Source organism: Herbaspirillum sp. GCM10030257 (assembly GCF_042666555.1).
Classification (GTDB): domain Bacteria; phylum Pseudomonadota; class Gammaproteobacteria; order Burkholderiales; family Burkholderiaceae_D; genus Noviherbaspirillum.
The window spans coordinates 119,348-135,486 of sequence record NZ_JBHTDH010000011.1; the positions used below are offsets into that span (position 1 = coordinate 119,348).

Below are 16,139 nucleotides of genomic sequence, written 5' to 3' on the forward strand. Positions count from 1 at the left end.
AAGGCAATGGACAACGAATCGCTCGACCGCATCGGGGATGCCTTGTATGAAGCATGGTTGTCGCGGCGGGTCATCGCGCCGATCAGCGCCGATCTGCCCGGACTGACCATCGACGACGCCTATCGGATCCAGCAAAGGATGGTGGGGCGGCGTCTGGAAAAGGGCGAACGCATCATCGGCAAGAAAATCGGTGTAACCAGTAAGGTAGTTCAGCAGATGCTCAACGTACACCAACCTGATTTCGGCGTGCTTCTGTCGGGCATGCATTACGAAGACGGCGCGGCGATTCCCATGTCGTCGTTGATCCAGCCGAGGGCGGAAGGCGAGATCGCATTCTTCCTCAAGGAAGACCTGCGCGGACCGGGCGTGACAATCACGCAGGTGATGGATCTGACCAAGGAAGTTGCCGCATGTTTCGAGATCGTCGACTCCCGTATCCGCAACTGGAGTATCGGTATCCAGGATACGGTGGCCGACAATGCTTCATGCGGAGTATTCGTGCTGGGTAAGGAACGCGTCGATGCGCAAACCATCGATCTGCAGACGTGCGGCATGGTGATCGAGAAAAATGGCGAAGTCGTGGCAACAGGCGCAGGTGCGGCAGCGCTTGGCCATCCTGCCAATGCCGTGGCATGGCTGGCTAACGAACTCGGTGCGCGCGGCATAACTTTGAAGGCCGGCGAGCCTATCCTGTCCGGCTCCCTGGCATCCCTGATTCCAGTTGCCGCAGGTGACAGCCTGCGCGTGCGTATCGATGGTATCGGTGCATGCAGCGTGTCATTTCAATAAATAAGGTAGGGCGAAGACTCAATGAAAAAAATCAAATGCGCATTGATCGGCTCAGGGAATATCGGAACCGATTTGTTGTACAAGCTGCGCCGCAGCGAATGGCTGGAACCGGCCTGGATGGTGGGCATCGATGCTGCGTCAGAAGGCTTGGCGCGCGCGAGGGAAATGGGTTTGCTTACCACGGCGGATGGCATTGACGGCTTGCTTCCCCATGTGAAGAAGGACGACATCCGTATCGCGTTCGACGCAACATCCGCCTATGTCCATGCGGAGAACTCGCGCAAGCTGAATGAACTTGGTGTTCTGATGCTTGACCTCACGCCGGCCGCCCTTGGACCCTACTGCGTACCGAGCGTCAATCTGCCCGAAAAAGTGGAGGGCATCAAGAATCTCAACATGGTGACCTGCGGTGGGCAGGCCACGATCCCGATGGTCCATGCGGTATCCCGCGTGCAGCCGGTCGCGTATGGCGAAATTGTGGCGACGGTGTCGTCCCGTTCGGTTGGGCCGGGTACCCGCAAGAACATCGATGAATTCACCCGGACCACTGCAGGCGCGATCGAACGTGTCGGTGGCGCACAAAAAGGCAAAGCAATCATCGTGATCAATCCGGCCGAGCCGCCGATCGTTATGCGCGACACGATCCATTGCCTGACAGTAGATGAACCGGATCAGGCCGCTATTACCGAATCGGTGCACAGGATGATCGAATCGGTCCAGCAATATGTGCCGGGCTACACACTGAAAAACGGTCCGGTGTTCGACGGAAAACGCGTATCGATCTATGTCGAAGTGGCGGGCCTAGGCGATTATCTGCCTACTTACGCCGGCAATCTTGACATCATGACAGCGGCGGCAACCCGTACCGCCGAACTGTTCGCCCAAAAACTGCAGGCCGCTTGAACGCCGTCTGAGGAAAGGACCATAGAAAATGGAAAAGGATTTGCGCGGAACGGCGATTACTGTGCATGACATGTCGCTGCGCGACGGCATGCATCCGAAACGGCATCAGATCACATTGAAGCAGATGCAGGACATTGCCACCGGCCTTGACCAGGCAGGCGTGCCGCTGATCGAGGTTACCCATGGCGACGGACTGGGCGGTGCATCAGTCAATTATGGTTTCCCTGCGCATAGTGACGAGGAGTACCTGCGGGGCGTGATTCCACTGCTCAAGCGTGCGCGTGCTTCTGCCTTGCTGCTGCCAGGCATCGCTACGGTCGATCATCTGCATATGGCGCACGACTGTGGCGTGGCGACTATTCGTGTCGCAACGCACTGCACTGAAGCTGATGTATCTGAACAGCATATCGGTCAAGCACGTAAGCTGGGGTTGGACACCGTCGGCTTTTTGATGATGGCGCACATGTCTTCTCCGGAGAAACTGCTGGAACAGGCGCGCCTGATGGAATCCTATGGCGCCAACTGCATCTATGTGACCGACTCGGCCGGATACATGCTTCCGGAGCATGTGCGTGCGCGTATCGGCCTGTTGCGCGAGAAGCTGAAGGCGGAAACCGAGATCGGTTTCCATGGGCATCACAACCTTGCGATGGGCGTAGCCAATTCGCTGACCGCCATTGAATATGGCGCCCGCCGTATTGATGCCGCCGCCGCCGGCCTTGGCGCCGGTGCCGGTAACACGCCAATGGAAGTTCTGGTCGCAGTATGCGAACGCATGGGCATCGTGACCGGTGTCGATGTCTTTGGCATATCGGATGTGGCGGAAGATCTGGTAGTGCCAATCATGGATAGTCCGATCCGTATTGACCGTGACGCACTGACGTTGGGATATGCCGGTGTGTATTCTTCATTCCTTCTGTTCGCCAAGCGTGCAGAGGCAAAGTACGGCGTGTCGGCAAGAGAAATTCTTGTCGAGCTCGGTAGGCGCGGCATGGTCGGCGGTCAGGAAGACATGATTGAAGACACGGCACTGACAATGGCGCGTGAGCGCAAGGCCGCCTGATGCAGGCAAGCCGGCTACCGAAGGAGACGCTGGAGCGTATGGCCGACTCGCTCCAGCGGTATTGGGGCGCGAATTTCGACGAGGATATCGGCGACTTGAAGACCACGCTTTTGCTGCAATTCATTCTGGACGAAATTGCACCAAGCGTATACAACCTGGCCATACGCGACGCACAGGCGTATTTACAGGAAAAGATAAGCGATCTGGAAGTTAACTATTATTGCGAGGAATTTTCCCACCCATGGACCGGAACGGGAAAACGGAGTCTGCGCAAGAGGTAATACCAATCCCGACCCATAACTTGACACGAAGTCGCACCACTTTCCGCCTGCCGGCATCGCGTTCGTCGTCACGCGCAAGGCTATGGATTTCTCCTGCGTCTTGCCATTCAATATCGACATCGATTTCATCCGTTACCTGATGGGTCAGCATTGGTATAACACTGGAACCAGGTTTGCAATGGAAAAAAGGATAAGTAGTTGGCGACGAGTACGGTTTACGCAACAAAGATGGTAGGAAAAGGCGAGAATACCCGAACATTGATTCTGCATCAGGCATTGTCGATGGCCCTTCGCAGCAGCCTGGATTCTCTTACCATTGCCACGATTGCCGATGAAATGAAGATGAGCAAGACAGGGGTTTTTGCTCGCTTTGGCTCTCGTGAAAAATTGCAGCTTGGGGTATTGCGCTTGTACAGAGAACGCTTCGAGCAGGCCGTATTGTTCCCTGCCGCAGAGGCGGAACCCGGTTTGCCAAGGCTGATAAGCATGTTCCAGCACTGGGTACAATTTGAAGTCAGCGGCTTTGAGTCGGGAAGCATCTATATCAGCGGCGCTGTAGAGTATGAAAACCGTACAGGGCCGCTGCGGGATGCTCTGGTCGCCATGATTGCTGACTGGCAAGCAGCACTAAGACAATGTGTCGATATGGCTATTCACTTGGGACACCTTTCTGCGGATACGGATGCGGCTCAATTCATCTATGAGGTGTATGGGTTGATACTTGGGATGCATCACGACATGCGCGTATTACGGCGTGCCGGAAGTGCACAGCGGTCGGTGAATGCGTTTAATCGTTTATTGTTCAATGCAGGAGTGCCTAATGCGGATCGTTTCAGTGAGAAGCTAAAAGACGCAATAGAACAGAAATGCGAGATCAGGCGTGCATCGCCAACGGCAGTTTCACCGTTAATTCCCGGCTCGCTCCCCCGCACGTGGGCATGAAGCAATTAGCCTGCGTGGTCCATTCTTACCTTCCCAGTTTGCGCCGAAACATATGCCAGCTTTGAACATTAGGATGCGGACGGTTTCTTTGCTCGATACTAAGCCATGGTGATGCCCTTCGTGACATTCGACGCATCGTATGTCGCTGCGAAGGCCTTGAGATGTCGCTTACTCAACCGCCATGCTCAGAGCGGGGAGCCCATCCCGGAAATCGATTTTGGTGCTCCGAAAGGCGTGCCTCCGAGTACATCATGGCCAACGCCGCGTAGATCAGCGTCGGCAAAATAGCGATCAATCACATGCACGAATTTACGCGCCAGTTTCTGGTAACCGGTTTGTGTGGGATGAATCTCATTTTCCCAGTCAAGCGTTGCCACCTCCACCCCCGAGGGGGCCGGCACTAATGTACCAGTCGTATCGATGATATGGAGGTTCGGTAGATTCAGCATAAGCAAGAGGCTCTTGAGTTCATCAAGTAGATATTTCGAGAGTGCAAACCAATCCGGCTCTGGTATCTGGTAGGCGCGAACCGCCGGATAAAGCCATGTTTTCTTGCCACTAAAGAAAGGCACAGGCGCGTTACGAGGCATGATGTAGTCGTAGCAGTGCGCGAAAACAGGTATTCCGTGACTGAACGGGTCGGCATCGCGTAAGGCGACTAATTCCTTGAACTGTGCGACAAGATGTGAGCGGAATCGCTCTAGTCCAGACGCACTCACATATCTCTCTATTCCGACCCCATTCCACTCTTCTTTTCTCAGAAGGAGTCTGGATTCGGGCTCTACTGGGGATCCGCCCAGATAGAATGGCAGCACTCCCGCGGCATCAATCAGATCATTACCGCCTGCCGAAAGCAAAATGGCGTCCCACCGTCCAGGTGCGAACCTTGGAGACATCAGCCTACGAAACTGTGGATCGAGTCTCCCGTCAAGCATGTGCTGCAGGTGGTCTCCGGGGTTTGCGCAATTTACTGCATACGCGCGGTCTTGCAGCCTCATCTCAAACAGCAGATTACTGGTCTGGAAAGGAGGGATTGCACCAATCGAAAACCACGAATCGCCTTGCGCAAGATACCTTCGGCGAAACGGCTGGAGGTCCGGACCTCCGCTATTGCCGGGGTTGAGAATCTGGTCGGGTTGGAATACTGTGAGTCTGAACATCAGCTTCTCCCTGGTAGAACGGCGTCTGGCGGCGGCATATCGATGGCTCGCGTCCTGTCGGCTTTCAACGGCAATAGGCCAGCGGTAATCATCCCGATACTCGCGGCAAGCATCGTGAACTTAAGGGTGCTTGCGGCCGATACGAACGTTGCAGTCAGCTGTACGAACAGTGTCCAGTCGATTGCGGCGAACGCCAGCATAGTCAATGTCGTGCAGTTTTCCACGATATCTGCAAATACGGCCACGCATGGCACCCATCCGGCAACGCGCAGATAACGTGGTCCCCGTTTTGATACATCGTGCAGCCCGGCCAAACGCGAGAATGCCCAAGCAGCAAAAAAACCGAGTACGTATGAATACGCAGCGATGAATGCAAAATCCCAAATCACTGCCCACATTGCGTAGTAGACGCTAAACCCGTCGGGCAGGGCAGGCGCGGTGACATGCGCGCGCCACTGCCATGCGGCGAACATACGTCCGGCCTCCGCTAAAGCCGCCAGATCGGTGGTCAGCAATCCGGATGACAGATTTCTCCACGTACCGGTAAAAGCAGATTCGGATAACCAGCACACGACGAGATACATCAGAACGGCGACCGAGCACGCAACCAGCAATCCTTCCCACTGACGTGCCCCTGGCCTCTTTAAAGCGACGTGTTTTTGGTTACTTGCTACGTCGGCTCTCCGCGGCTTGTGAAGCTCGGATTCAGCGCTTCGTTTCCCTACGTTGACGCCGCGCTCCCAGAAGGCATCCTTGGGTGGGCGGAGATTCCGAATCATCATGCCTGTCACCGCCCACCATGGATTTGACCTGCATTCGTTATGCACCAGGAGGCATCTTGTGTCTTCTGTCACGGGCCATGGCTGCCGCGGCACGGGGGCGTTGAATCGTAATCCCGCTTGCTCCGCCTCTTGCATCATCCACCAAAACGCATCATCCGAGAGACGACATTCATCATCCTGCTCGTAGCCTCCACCAAGGTCGCAGTGCGCGCCACGGAACCAGAATTGCTTCAGCGACCGGCCATTTTCGTCGTAGTTATCATCCCAATATAAACGTGGTCGAAATGCGAAACGGTGCTCATCGAGCGCCAGAGCATGCCTGATATGCGTAAGCTGCGGTTTCGTCTTCGCCATGCCATCACTGGTAATGGTCGTTTGTAGCAACGGAAAACCAACGGACTCAACAGTGTCCCAGACACCTATGAAGTGAATTTTTGCATACCTTCCCTGGAGATTCGTGAACCGGTCTCGAATCTGGTTGGCAACTTCCTTGCGCTTATCGAAGATCCCGGGGATCGGTTCACGATAACTGAAATACACGTTGATCATAGTTGGGATCAGCGATATATGTTCAGGTCGAATAATGCCAAAGAGGTTGATCAAGCCGCTGACGCTTCGGACCGTAAATGCCCCCCTCGAAAAGCCGAATAAGTACAGCTGGTCGCCGTCCGTGAAGTTCTCGACGATAAATTGGTACGCTCCTGCAATATTTTCGTAAATTCCCTTTCCGGACACCAAACCCTGAATTCGGTTGAGGTGCCGGGTAAATGCATCCCAGTTAGTCGTTGTAGGCATCTGGTCGGCGGCGCCTACACCGGGATCGTAGTAGAGCTTTTGACTATTCCGATCGGGGTCGAGCAATTCGACAGTCTTCAACACATTCGTATCGTGCTGGCGCCCGGTGAGTGTGTTACTCGTACCATCGCAGCACACAATGAGCTGTCTGCCCCTGGCTGACCGATGCTCGCTATCCATGGCATCCCCGCGGTGGAAGTCCATGTCTACTTTTGCACTTTTGACAGGTCGCTTCTTGGTCTATCTCAATAAGAGAGCGATAGTCTGCTTATGAAGTAGCCACCTAAGATCCAGGACCCGTGGTACTCCCTAAAACATTGATTGGAAATACTGCTAAGGGATATGCCTATCCCTTCGATAAGAAAGCGCAAAGTAGAAGTCATTACCGGGTTTCAGCGGCACGGAAGCTGGCTACCTCGTGCCGGTCTCGGCCTGTTGCAATACACCAATTATTTGCTCATCAGTAAAACGTTGTTTCATGACTGCCCTTAAGTAGACAAGCTCCAACCTAACGCGTCACTAATATACATGGGAGCAGGTCGAGCTCAACCCGAAGCGTCATTACGCCGTATGTATAAAGCAAGCAGCTCGAGACGCGTGACAACTACATTGACATACGTCGATACCCTGGCACAGACACCATTACCCATAGTGTTTGCCATATGTTGTTCTTGATCTGAAGCGCAAAGTACGGATAATTTGATATCCATACTGTGCAAGCAGCGCGCCTAAAAGTTTAGCTATCGTTGCTAATGAGCACTGACACAGCCGGCACTAAAGCGAGGCCGTTATGCAAGGCGTTGATCCGCGTTTCTTCTTTTTTATTACTGCATTGCTGAGCCTCTTGTGCTTCGTTATCCTTGTTATTGTGATGCGGCGCAACCTCCCCCAATCCATAGCTGGGGTTTCCGAGTGGGGCTGGGCTTGCGGCTTTATGACCGTAGCGGGAACCCTGTTCATCACAAGAGGGATATTTCCCGCTGGTTTTTTTACTGATGTTACCCAGCTTCTTGCAAACGCAGCTTTCTTTCTCGCCTTTTGGATGATGTACGTAAGTTTGCTTCAGTTTGCAGGCCGTGCTCCAAAAATTCGACACCTTTGGTATGTCGTTCTGATTCCGACACTCCTGTTGGCGTGGTTCAGTTTTGTCGACAATTTTTACATTGCACGCGTACTCGTGGCAATGGCCACGATCGTTGTCCTGTGCTCTGCATGTGCAAACGCCATCTTAAAAATGAAATACAAAGGCGTTGCGGAAAATTTCATGATGATGGTATTTGCTCTGTTGGGAGCCGTATCCCTGGCGCGTTTTGGCACCACGGTCCTTGGCGAAGAGAAAACGCACTTTCTTGAAACGGCGTCGTTATCCCAGACAGCGTACTTTGCGACGCAATCATTGTCGATTGTGGCTCTGACGGTCGGTTTCATGCTGATGATAGGTCGTCGACTGAGCGATACGCTTGGATACCTCGCTTTGCGCGGCGAATTTCATAAGAGTCGAAGCGATGAGAGACTAGATATGCAGCGGGCGTTGCAGCAGGCGGTGAGGAATAACGAACTGGTCATGTACTACCAACCACGAACTGATGTAAGGACAGGCGTCGTCATCGGGCTAGAAGCTTTAATTCGATGGAATCATCCTGCTTACGGTCTTATTGGACCAAGCCAGTTTATTACCTTATGTGAAGAAACCAATGCGGTACTGCCTCTCGGAATCTGGGTACTCGAGCATGCAATCTGTTTTTTAAATCGATTGCACAGTGACGTTAGGCCGGGGATTCATCTATCAGTCAATGTGAGTGCACGTCAATTCAATAGTCCCAATTTAAAAATCGATATCGAACGAATGCTAAAGAACGCCGTTTTTTCGGCTGACCAATTGGAACTCGAATTAACCGAAAGCGCACTGCTTGACGATCCGGTAAGGGCGAAAAACATAATGAGTCAATTAAAAGACATGGGAATTTCGTTATCCGTCGATGACTTCGGGACCGGGTACTCGTCTCTGTCTTATTTAAAAAGGTTGCCAATCGATTGTATAAAAATAGATTACTCGTTTATGAAGGGAATTCCCGAAGATTCAGACGACGTGGCGATCACACGCGCCATTATCGTCATGGGCCATGCTCTAGGCTTAAAAGTGGTGGCGGAAGGGGTTGAAACGCAGGAACAGCTTATTTATCTGCGTAACGAAGGGTGTGACGAATTCCAAGGTTTCTTCCGCTCCAAGGCACTTCCCGAACAAGAGGTGATCCGTCTTTTAGCAGAAGAAAAATGGTAGGAAGAGGGCTGCCTTACTTGTTCGGGATCGACGGCTCATTGTGAGAGTGCTTATGGAAACCCGTGATTTATCCGGGTTCGTCGTGGCATGCCGATGTATTGACCAGTCAGAATCTGGTCAAATATTGCTTCCCCATACGCTTCCTGTAATTCCTTGATCTGCACCCGAAAAGAAAGCGGATCTGAATGTAGTACTTCCTACGTAAAAAAGGAAGTTCTACATGATGAATCCGCGTTTGTCGGAAAGCCAGATTATCGCCATCCTGAAGCAGGCAGTGCAGGAACGCCACTGCCTGAGCGATGAATCATGCAAACAATGCGACGAAATGCCCAAACATTATTTGCCCTTAAAAACATAATTATTGCGTATTCAAGGGACAGCTTTGCGCTGCGCGAGCTTGTCAATCAATTCGCCGATGATCCCTTTGCGAAACGCCAGTACGCACACGATAAAGATCAGACCGATGATGGTAGTGATGGATTCACCGATTGCTTGGAACCCTTCAATGCCAGTCAGGTGTGCAAGGAAAGTACCTGCCTCGCCAAGCTTGTTTTCCAAAAGGATGATCACGAAGGCACCGACGAGAGGACCGGTAAAGGTCCCTTTGCCACCGATCAGGGTCATCAAGATGACCAGACCCGACGTCGACCAATGGATGTCAGCTAATGTCTCGAACCCCAGTACGGCCGCCTTGGTCGCGCCTGCCAGGCCTGCCAGCATCGCCGACAGTACAAATACCAGCAACTTGTAATTGTTGATGTCATAGCCCAGGGAAATTGCTCTGGCTTCGTTCTCGCGAATTGCAGCAAGTACATTGCCATAGGGCGACGAGATGATGCGGTGAATGAGCGCGAGAGACAGCATAACGATGCCGACCACGACGTAGTACATGGTGATGTCCCCAGACAAATTGAGCAGTCCCAGTAGTGCTGACCGTGGTATGTTCTGAAAACCGTCTTCGCCTCCCGTGAAAGGTGCCTGCAGAAATACGAAATACACCATCTGCGCCAGAGCCAATGTAATCATCGTGAAATAGATGCCACGCCGGCGAATGGCGAGACCACCCATGATGAAGCCAATGACTCCTGCGCCTAGCGTACCAATCAGTACGGCAACCTCGAACGTCAGACCAACGTCACGCAGCAGATAACCTGAAATGTATCCTGCGGCCCCAAAGAATGCAGCATGGCCGAAGGAAAGCAGGCCCGTATATCCAATCAGGAGATTGAACGAACACGCAAACAAGGCGAAACATAAGATCTTCATCAGGAAGACGGGATAAATGAAATAGGGCAGGGCAACGAGTGCCAGACACCCGATCAACATCAGCAGTTTTGTTCTCACAATAGGGCCCCTTATGCCATTTCCTTACCGAACAATCCGTTCGGACGTACCATCAGGACAATCGCCATCACGATGAAGACGACGGTCGACGAAAATTCCGGGTAGAACACCCGCGTCAAACCTTCAATGACGCCAAGTCCAAGTCCGGTAATGACGGCACCCGCAATGGAACCCATGCCGCCGATAACAACAACGGCGAAGACGACAATGATCAGGTTTGAGCCCATCAAGGGCGACACTTGGACAATTGGAGCGGCCAGCACACCAGCCAGCGCGGCCATCGCGACGCCAAACCCGTAGGTCAGCGTCACCATCAGCGGGACATTGACCCCAAAAGCTTCGACTAATCGTGGGTTTTCCGTGCCAGCGCGGAGGAAAGCGCCCACTTTGGTTTTCTCGATCAGGAGCCACGTGATGGCGCAGACACCTAACGACGCGAACACCACCCAAAGCCGGTAGGTTGGGATCAGCATGACGCCCAGGTCGGTTACCCCCTGCAGCGCGGTAGGCACGGAGTACGGCTGTCCCGATACGCCATATACCGAGCGCAGCAAGCCTTCGAGGACCAGCGTAATTCCGAACGTCAATAGCAAGCCGTACAGATGGTCCAGCTTATAAAGGCGCCGCAGCATTGTTCTTTCAAAAACCATGCCGAGCAAGCCAACCAAGATCGGCGCGCATACCAGCATGGCCCAATAATCGATACCGAAATTGTTCAGACCGACCCATGCCAGGAGTGCGCCCAGCATGTAAAAAGCACCATGTGAAAAGTTGATCACGTTAAGCAGACCAAATATCACAGCCAGACCAAGCGAAAGCATGGCATAAAAACAGCCATTGACCAGACCAAGAAGCAATTGACCGGTCAATGCAGGCAGGGGAATACCAAAGATTTCCATCATGAGTTCTCCTAGACACCCAACAGTTCGGCCAGAGCGGTTGTCTTGGCATCAAGCTCGTGAGCGGCAAATGATTCAACAATCTGACCGTGTTCCATCACATAGAAACGATCCGCTAACGGGGCGGCAAACCGGAAGTTCTGTTCCACCATAACGATCGTGTATCCCATTGCCTTAAGGGACAGGATCATCCTGGCAAGCGCCTGCACGATCACCGGAGCGAGGCCTTCAGAAATTTCGTCGAGCAGCAACAATCTGGCGCCGGTGCGCAGTATCCGGGCAATGGCAAGCATCTGTTGTTCGCCGCCGGACAGGCGCGTGCCCTGGCTGTGCCGGCGCTCCAGTAAATTGGGGAACATTTCGTAGATGGCTTCAATCGACATGCCCGCATGCCCGGTGGAGAGTTTCGGAGGCAAGCGGAGGTTTTCTTCGGTCGAGAGGGACGCAAAGATGCCACGCTCTTCTGGACAATAACCGATACCCTGATGCGCAATCCTGTGGGTCGGCAGCGACATGACGTCGACTCCATTGACGTTGATGGAACCGGTACGCTGGCCGGTCAAACCCATGATCGCTCGGAGCGTGGTTGTGCGTCCGGCGCCATTCCGGCCCAACAGACTGACAACCTCCCCTTGCTTCACCTGAAGATTCACGTCATGCAATACATGCGATTCTCCATACCAGGCATTCAGTCCTGCAATTTCAAGGGCAAATGGCTGCCGGGCCGGATTTGCAGAAGCTGACGGATCCGGGGAGACCTCTCTTCGATTAATCGTGTTCATGCCGCCTCCTGGCACAGCTGTGCAGACGCCGTTCCCATGTAGGCTTCCATGACTTTCGGATTTTCAGAAATTTCACGGTAGGTCCCTTCTGCCAGCAGGCTACCTCGCTGCAGTACCGAGATCCGGTCACAGATTCCCGACACGACACTCATGTTGTGCTCAACCATCAATACCGTGCGTCCGTTCGACACGCGCTTGATCAGGGCAGCGACCCGGTGAATGTCTTCATGACCCATGCCTTGCGTTGGTTCGTCCAGCAACATGACTTGCGGGTCCATGGCCAATGTCACGGCAATCTCCAGCGCCCGCTTGCGGCCGTACGGCAATTCACCAGCCAATGTATCGGTAAAGGAAGCCAGACCTACATCGTCCAGCAGGGCATGGGCACGCTCGTTAAGCTGGTTCAGATGCGTACCGCTCTTCCAGAAATGAAACGAGGTGCCTAGCCGTCGCTGCAGCCCGACGCGAACATTTTCTCGGACACTCAAATGCGGAAAAACCGCGGAGATCTGAAACGAGCGGATGATTCCCATGCGCGCGATGCTCGCGGGACTCTCCGCGGTTATATCGCGGCCATTAAACAGTATTTGCCCTGAGGTGGGCTTTAAGAATTTTGTCAGCAAATTGAAGCAGGTTGACTTGCCCGCCCCGTTGGGACCGATAAGGGCATGGATATCACCGGCCTTCACGCGGATGTCGACCTGATCGACCGCACGAAAGCCGTTGAAATCCTTCGTCAGGCCTAAGGCCTCGAGGATGTAAGTTTGCATTGCTGGATGTCTCCACCTGGAAGAAAATGCTTCCGCCTCTCTCTCCCTGTCTAGGATGGGCGGTAGTCGTTATAAAAAGAAAATCGGCGGCGATTCGTGGTCTTCGGGTTTGCCTGATGGGAAGGGCGCCATCCGGTGCACACGCTCCTCCGTACCGTCTGAAATTGCCGTTCCCGTTGCGCCATCAAAGTCATGGGGCAATGGCTCGGCTGGGACAGGTGTGCGCCCCAAAAAACATCGCCATAGCGCCACGCTCCTTTCGACGATGAATGCCATAGCTTTGCTTCTGTTGATTAGTGTGCGGACCACTGCACGGTCGACAGGTCGATGCCGGCATTGTGCATTTCCCATAGCGGCGACATTTCGCGCAGCTTGAGTACACCTCGCCGGACTGCCTCTACTGCGCGCGCTATCTCAGCGTCGGTCGTATACCGTCCCAGGCTGAAGCGGATCGAACTGTGAGCAAGCTCATCGGAACGCCCCAACGCCCTAAGCACATAGGATGGCTCCAGACTTGCAGACGTACACGCCGAACCTGACGATACGGCAACCTCGCGCATCGACATGATGAGAGACTCGCCTTCGACGAACATGAAACTGACGTTCAGGATGTTAGGTACACAATGATCCTCGGAACCATTCAGATAGACATGTTCAAGCCCCAGGATGCCATTCTTCAAGGCTTGCTTCATCCGTCCGATACGCGGCATCTCGGTGGCCATTTCCTCACGTGCGATACGAAACGCTTCGCCCATGCCGACGATCTGGTGCACAGCCAGGGTGCCGGAACGCATGCCGCGCTCATGGCCTCCACCATGGATCTGGGCTTCGATGCGGGTACGCGGCTTGCGCCTGACGAACAGGGCGCCAACTCCCTTAGGGCCATACAGTTTGTGCGCGGTAACGGTCAACAGGTCGATCTCGAGCTTGCCGAGGTCGATATCGATCTTTCCTGCAGCTTGAACAGCGTCGCAGTGATACGTGATTCCGTGTGCACGGCATAGCTTTCCGATGGCCGCGACATCCTGGATGACGCCGGTTTCGTTATTGACCATCATGACCGAAATCAGGATCGTGTCGGGCCGGATTGCCGCCTTCAGCTTGTCCAGATCCAGCAAGCCGTCGGGTTCCGGATCGAGATAAGTCGCGGTAAAACCCTGGCGCTCCAGTTCACGCACCGTGTCCAGTACCGCCTTGTGTTCGGTGCGAACCGTAATAATGTGCTTGCCTTTGGACGCATTAAAATGCGCCGCGCCCTTGATTGCCAGGTTGTTTCCTTCAGTGGCGCCAGACGTCCAGATAATTTCCCTGGGATCGGCACCGAGGAGATGGGCGACATGGGATCTTGCTTCTTCTACGGCTTCTTCAGCGATCCAGCCATAAACATGCGAACGGCTAGCCGGATTGCCGAACTGGTTAGTCAAATATGGCAGCATTTTGCTGACAACGCGCTGGTCAACCGGCGTGGTAGCCGAATAGTCAAGATAGACCGGTAAGGTCTTGGTGTTCAACGATGTGTTCATGGCAATGGCTGATTCAATAAATGTGCACAGAGATATGAGCGCTTGATGCTAGCCGGGTACGATCGCTCGTCCTGCACGCGCAAGCGCTCTTTCTATCGCTGCGCCGACGCGGAGCAGATGTTCGTCTGTTCCGCCGGGTGCTGCCACCATCAGCCCCACCGGTGCCTCGCCGGGCAGATGGCACGGTACCGATAGCGCGCACCCATCCAGGAAATTGAAGACGCTCGGGTTGCGCAACATGGTGGCATTCGCCGCGTAATAGGCGTTATCGTCGTTGACGAGGTCGGCAATCGGTGGAGCGATCAGGGGCACGGTTGGCAGAATCCATACGTCGGTGCCGATAAACTTCTGGTTTGCCGCCATGACGATGCGTCGTCGTGCAGCAATCAGCTCCTCATGCGCTTGTTCAGTGATCGCCTGTCCACGCAAAATGCGGGACAGCACGCGAGGATCGTATTTACCGGCAAGGCGTTCCAGAAGATGCTGGTGCCAGGCGTACGATTGCACCGCCGCGAACCCGCCTTGGGCATTGACTTCGGGAATCTGTGACAACTCGGCAAAGTCGACATCGAAAACCGTGGCGCCTGCTTTCTCAAGGACATTGATAGCGTCCGAAAAGCGACCGGCCACATGGGAATCCAGGCCATCGAGGACGTATCCTTGAAGTACGCCAATACGCAAGGTGTGCAAGTCGACGGCGGGCAAGGGAAGCGCAGACGAGCTTGTCAGAACACTGTCGACGGTGGCGCAGCACTGCACGGTCGGTGCGATCACACCAACGGAATCAAGGGCCGGCGACAAGGGCAATACACCCGCTGTCGAAAGTCTGCGCATGGTCGGTTTGAAACCGGTCAGGCCGCAGAGCGCGGCCGGAATGCGTACCGAACCGCCTGTGTCAGTGCCGATGGCCACGGCGGCCATTCCATCTGTTACCGAGATTGCCGATCCTGACGACGAGCCACCCGGTATCCGGCCGACATGACGGTCCCAAGGATTGCGCGGCGTACCGTAGTGCGGATTGATACCGAGACCGGAGTACGCAAACTCGGTCATGTTGGTGCGGCCGACAATGACAGCGCCGGACGAACGCAGGCGCGCCACGACGGCGGCATCTTTTTCGGCGGGACTTGCGGCAGACAAGACAATGGAGCCGGCCAGGGTTGTTTCACCCTTGACGTCGAACAGGTCCTTGATAGAGACCGGAATGCCTGCCAGCGGGCCGAGGGACTCGCCATTTGCACGCCGCTGGTCGACCTGTTCAGCCGTTGCGAGCGCTTGCTCCTCATAGACCCGATTAAAGGTACGCCTACCTTCGCCAGCAGGATCGGTAGCGGCAGCCAGCGCCTCCGCGGTCATATTGACACTGGATTGCTCGCGCTGCGCGAGCGAGCGTATCCTTGATGCAAGCGTGCGCATGGACATCTTCATGACTGGGTTCCGGTCTCGTCGTAGTAATGGATCTCAAGCAGCAGACAACCGTTTTCGGACTTGAACGGGCCGTGCGGTGTGCCGGGCGGGCGACATGCGAATGTATTGGGACCATAGCTGACGCCGCCGTTACCCTGTGCGTCGCTGCCAACGGTTAGGTCGCCGGAAACCAGATATACCTCTTCCCAATAGTCGTGTTTGAACGGTGCGGTGGTGTAGACGCCGGGTTCAAAACGCAGGTGCCGGGTACGCGTGCCGCGCTTGGCTTTTTCATCGAGACTGCCCGCCAGAATCTGTTGCTTGATGCCGGACGGATAGCCGGGCGGCGTTTCCCAGTTGCTGCCGAGGTCAACGGTATAAAACTCTTTGTGCTCTTTTTCGATTGGCATAATGTTTC

Annotated in this window: 17 protein-coding genes; 7 read left to right on the forward strand and 10 right to left on the reverse strand. The window is 54.3% G+C overall.

The window, feature by feature from the left end; translation table 11 throughout:
• The first annotated feature begins 6 nt into the window (after positions 1–6).
• The 5 genes from dmpE to ACFQUU_RS17565 all read left to right on the forward strand — a co-directional run bounded on the left by dmpE (position 7) and on the right by ACFQUU_RS17565 (position 3,978).
• Positions 7–789, forward strand: coding sequence for a 2-oxopent-4-enoate hydratase (dmpE, locus tag ACFQUU_RS17545; RefSeq protein ID WP_382249406.1), 783 nt, complete (start codon positions 7–9; stop codon positions 787–789).
• A 21-nt stretch (positions 790–810) separates the two neighbouring features.
• Complete coding sequence (locus tag ACFQUU_RS17550) at positions 811–1,692, forward strand: acetaldehyde dehydrogenase (acetylating) (protein WP_382249323.1); 882 nt, start codon at positions 811–813, stop codon at positions 1,690–1,692.
• Positions 1,693–1,720: 28 nt separating this feature from the next.
• Positions 1,721–2,755: a 4-hydroxy-2-oxovalerate aldolase gene (gene dmpG, locus ACFQUU_RS17555; protein WP_382249325.1), complete on the forward strand. Its 1,035-nt coding sequence runs from the start codon at positions 1,721–1,723 to the stop codon at positions 2,753–2,755.
• Positions 2,755–3,036 (forward strand): DUF2164 domain-containing protein, encoded by a 282-nt coding sequence (locus tag ACFQUU_RS17560; protein ID WP_382249326.1) that lies wholly within the window; start codon positions 2,755–2,757, stop codon positions 3,034–3,036. Before dmpG ends, ACFQUU_RS17560 begins: the two co-directional genes overlap by 1 nt.
• A gap of 198 nt (positions 3,037–3,234) precedes the next feature.
• Positions 3,235–3,978 (forward strand): TetR/AcrR family transcriptional regulator, encoded by a 744-nt coding sequence (locus ACFQUU_RS17565; protein WP_382249328.1) that lies wholly within the window; start codon positions 3,235–3,237, stop codon positions 3,976–3,978.
• A gap of 185 nt (positions 3,979–4,163) precedes the next feature.
• On the opposite strand, the gene ACFQUU_RS17570 is transcribed toward ACFQUU_RS17565, so the two are convergent.
• Positions 4,164–5,138, reverse strand: a complete 975-nt coding sequence (locus ACFQUU_RS17570) for a hypothetical protein (protein WP_382249330.1) — start codon at positions 5,136–5,138, stop codon at positions 4,164–4,166.
• On the reverse strand, positions 5,138–6,919 hold the full coding sequence (locus ACFQUU_RS17575; RefSeq protein WP_382249331.1) for a DUF2235 domain-containing protein: 1,782 nt from the start codon (positions 6,917–6,919) through the stop codon (positions 5,138–5,140). Before ACFQUU_RS17575 ends, ACFQUU_RS17570 begins: the two co-directional genes overlap by 1 nt.
• A 586-nt stretch (positions 6,920–7,505) precedes the next feature.
• Here ACFQUU_RS17575 and ACFQUU_RS17580 point away from each other — a divergent pair.
• Both ACFQUU_RS17580 and ACFQUU_RS17585 read left to right on the forward strand, forming a co-directional pair.
• The gene (locus ACFQUU_RS17580) at positions 7,506–8,996 is read left to right on the forward strand and encodes a putative bifunctional diguanylate cyclase/phosphodiesterase (protein ID WP_382249333.1); all 1,491 of its coding nucleotides are present in this window, start codon (positions 7,506–7,508) and stop codon (positions 8,994–8,996) included.
• A gap of 220 nt (positions 8,997–9,216) precedes the next feature.
• On the forward strand, positions 9,217–9,354 hold the full coding sequence (locus tag ACFQUU_RS17585; protein ID WP_382249334.1) for a hypothetical protein: 138 nt from the start codon (positions 9,217–9,219) through the stop codon (positions 9,352–9,354).
• Positions 9,355–9,365: 11 nt separating this feature from the next.
• Here ACFQUU_RS17585 and ACFQUU_RS17590 read toward each other — a convergent pair whose 3' ends face one another.
• From ACFQUU_RS17590 to ACFQUU_RS17625, 8 genes are all read right to left on the reverse strand, one after another.
• The gene (locus ACFQUU_RS17590; protein WP_382249407.1) at positions 9,366–10,322 is read right to left on the reverse strand and encodes a branched-chain amino acid ABC transporter permease; all 957 of its coding nucleotides are present in this window, start codon (positions 10,320–10,322) and stop codon (positions 9,366–9,368) included.
• Between the two features lie 29 nt (positions 10,323–10,351).
• Entirely contained in the window at positions 10,352–11,239 is an 888-nt protein-coding gene (locus tag ACFQUU_RS17595) for a branched-chain amino acid ABC transporter permease (RefSeq protein ID WP_382249409.1), read from the reverse strand.
• Positions 11,240–11,250: 11 nt separating this feature from the next.
• Positions 11,251–12,021, reverse strand: a complete 771-nt coding sequence (locus ACFQUU_RS17600) for an ABC transporter ATP-binding protein (protein WP_382249336.1) — start codon at positions 12,019–12,021, stop codon at positions 11,251–11,253.
• A complete protein-coding gene (locus tag ACFQUU_RS17605; RefSeq protein WP_382249337.1) occupies positions 12,018–12,791 on the reverse strand; it encodes an ABC transporter ATP-binding protein in 774 nt (257 codons plus the stop codon). The genes ACFQUU_RS17600 and ACFQUU_RS17605 overlap by 4 nt, the downstream gene beginning before the upstream one ends.
• A gap of 69 nt (positions 12,792–12,860) precedes the next feature.
• Positions 12,861–13,067, reverse strand: a complete 207-nt coding sequence (locus ACFQUU_RS17610; protein ID WP_382249338.1) for a hypothetical protein — start codon at positions 13,065–13,067, stop codon at positions 12,861–12,863.
• A 17-nt stretch (positions 13,068–13,084) separates the two neighbouring features.
• Positions 13,085–14,314, reverse strand: coding sequence for an IscS subfamily cysteine desulfurase (locus ACFQUU_RS17615; RefSeq protein WP_382249340.1), 1,230 nt, complete (start codon positions 14,312–14,314; stop codon positions 13,085–13,087).
• Between the two features lie 48 nt (positions 14,315–14,362).
• Positions 14,363–15,736: an amidase gene (locus ACFQUU_RS17620; RefSeq protein ID WP_382249411.1), complete on the reverse strand. Its 1,374-nt coding sequence runs from the start codon at positions 15,734–15,736 to the stop codon at positions 14,363–14,365.
• A 2-nt stretch (positions 15,737–15,738) separates the two neighbouring features.
• Complete coding sequence (locus ACFQUU_RS17625) at positions 15,739–16,131, reverse strand: cupin (protein WP_382249342.1); 393 nt, start codon at positions 16,129–16,131, stop codon at positions 15,739–15,741.
• Positions 16,132–16,139 lie beyond the last annotated feature (8 nt).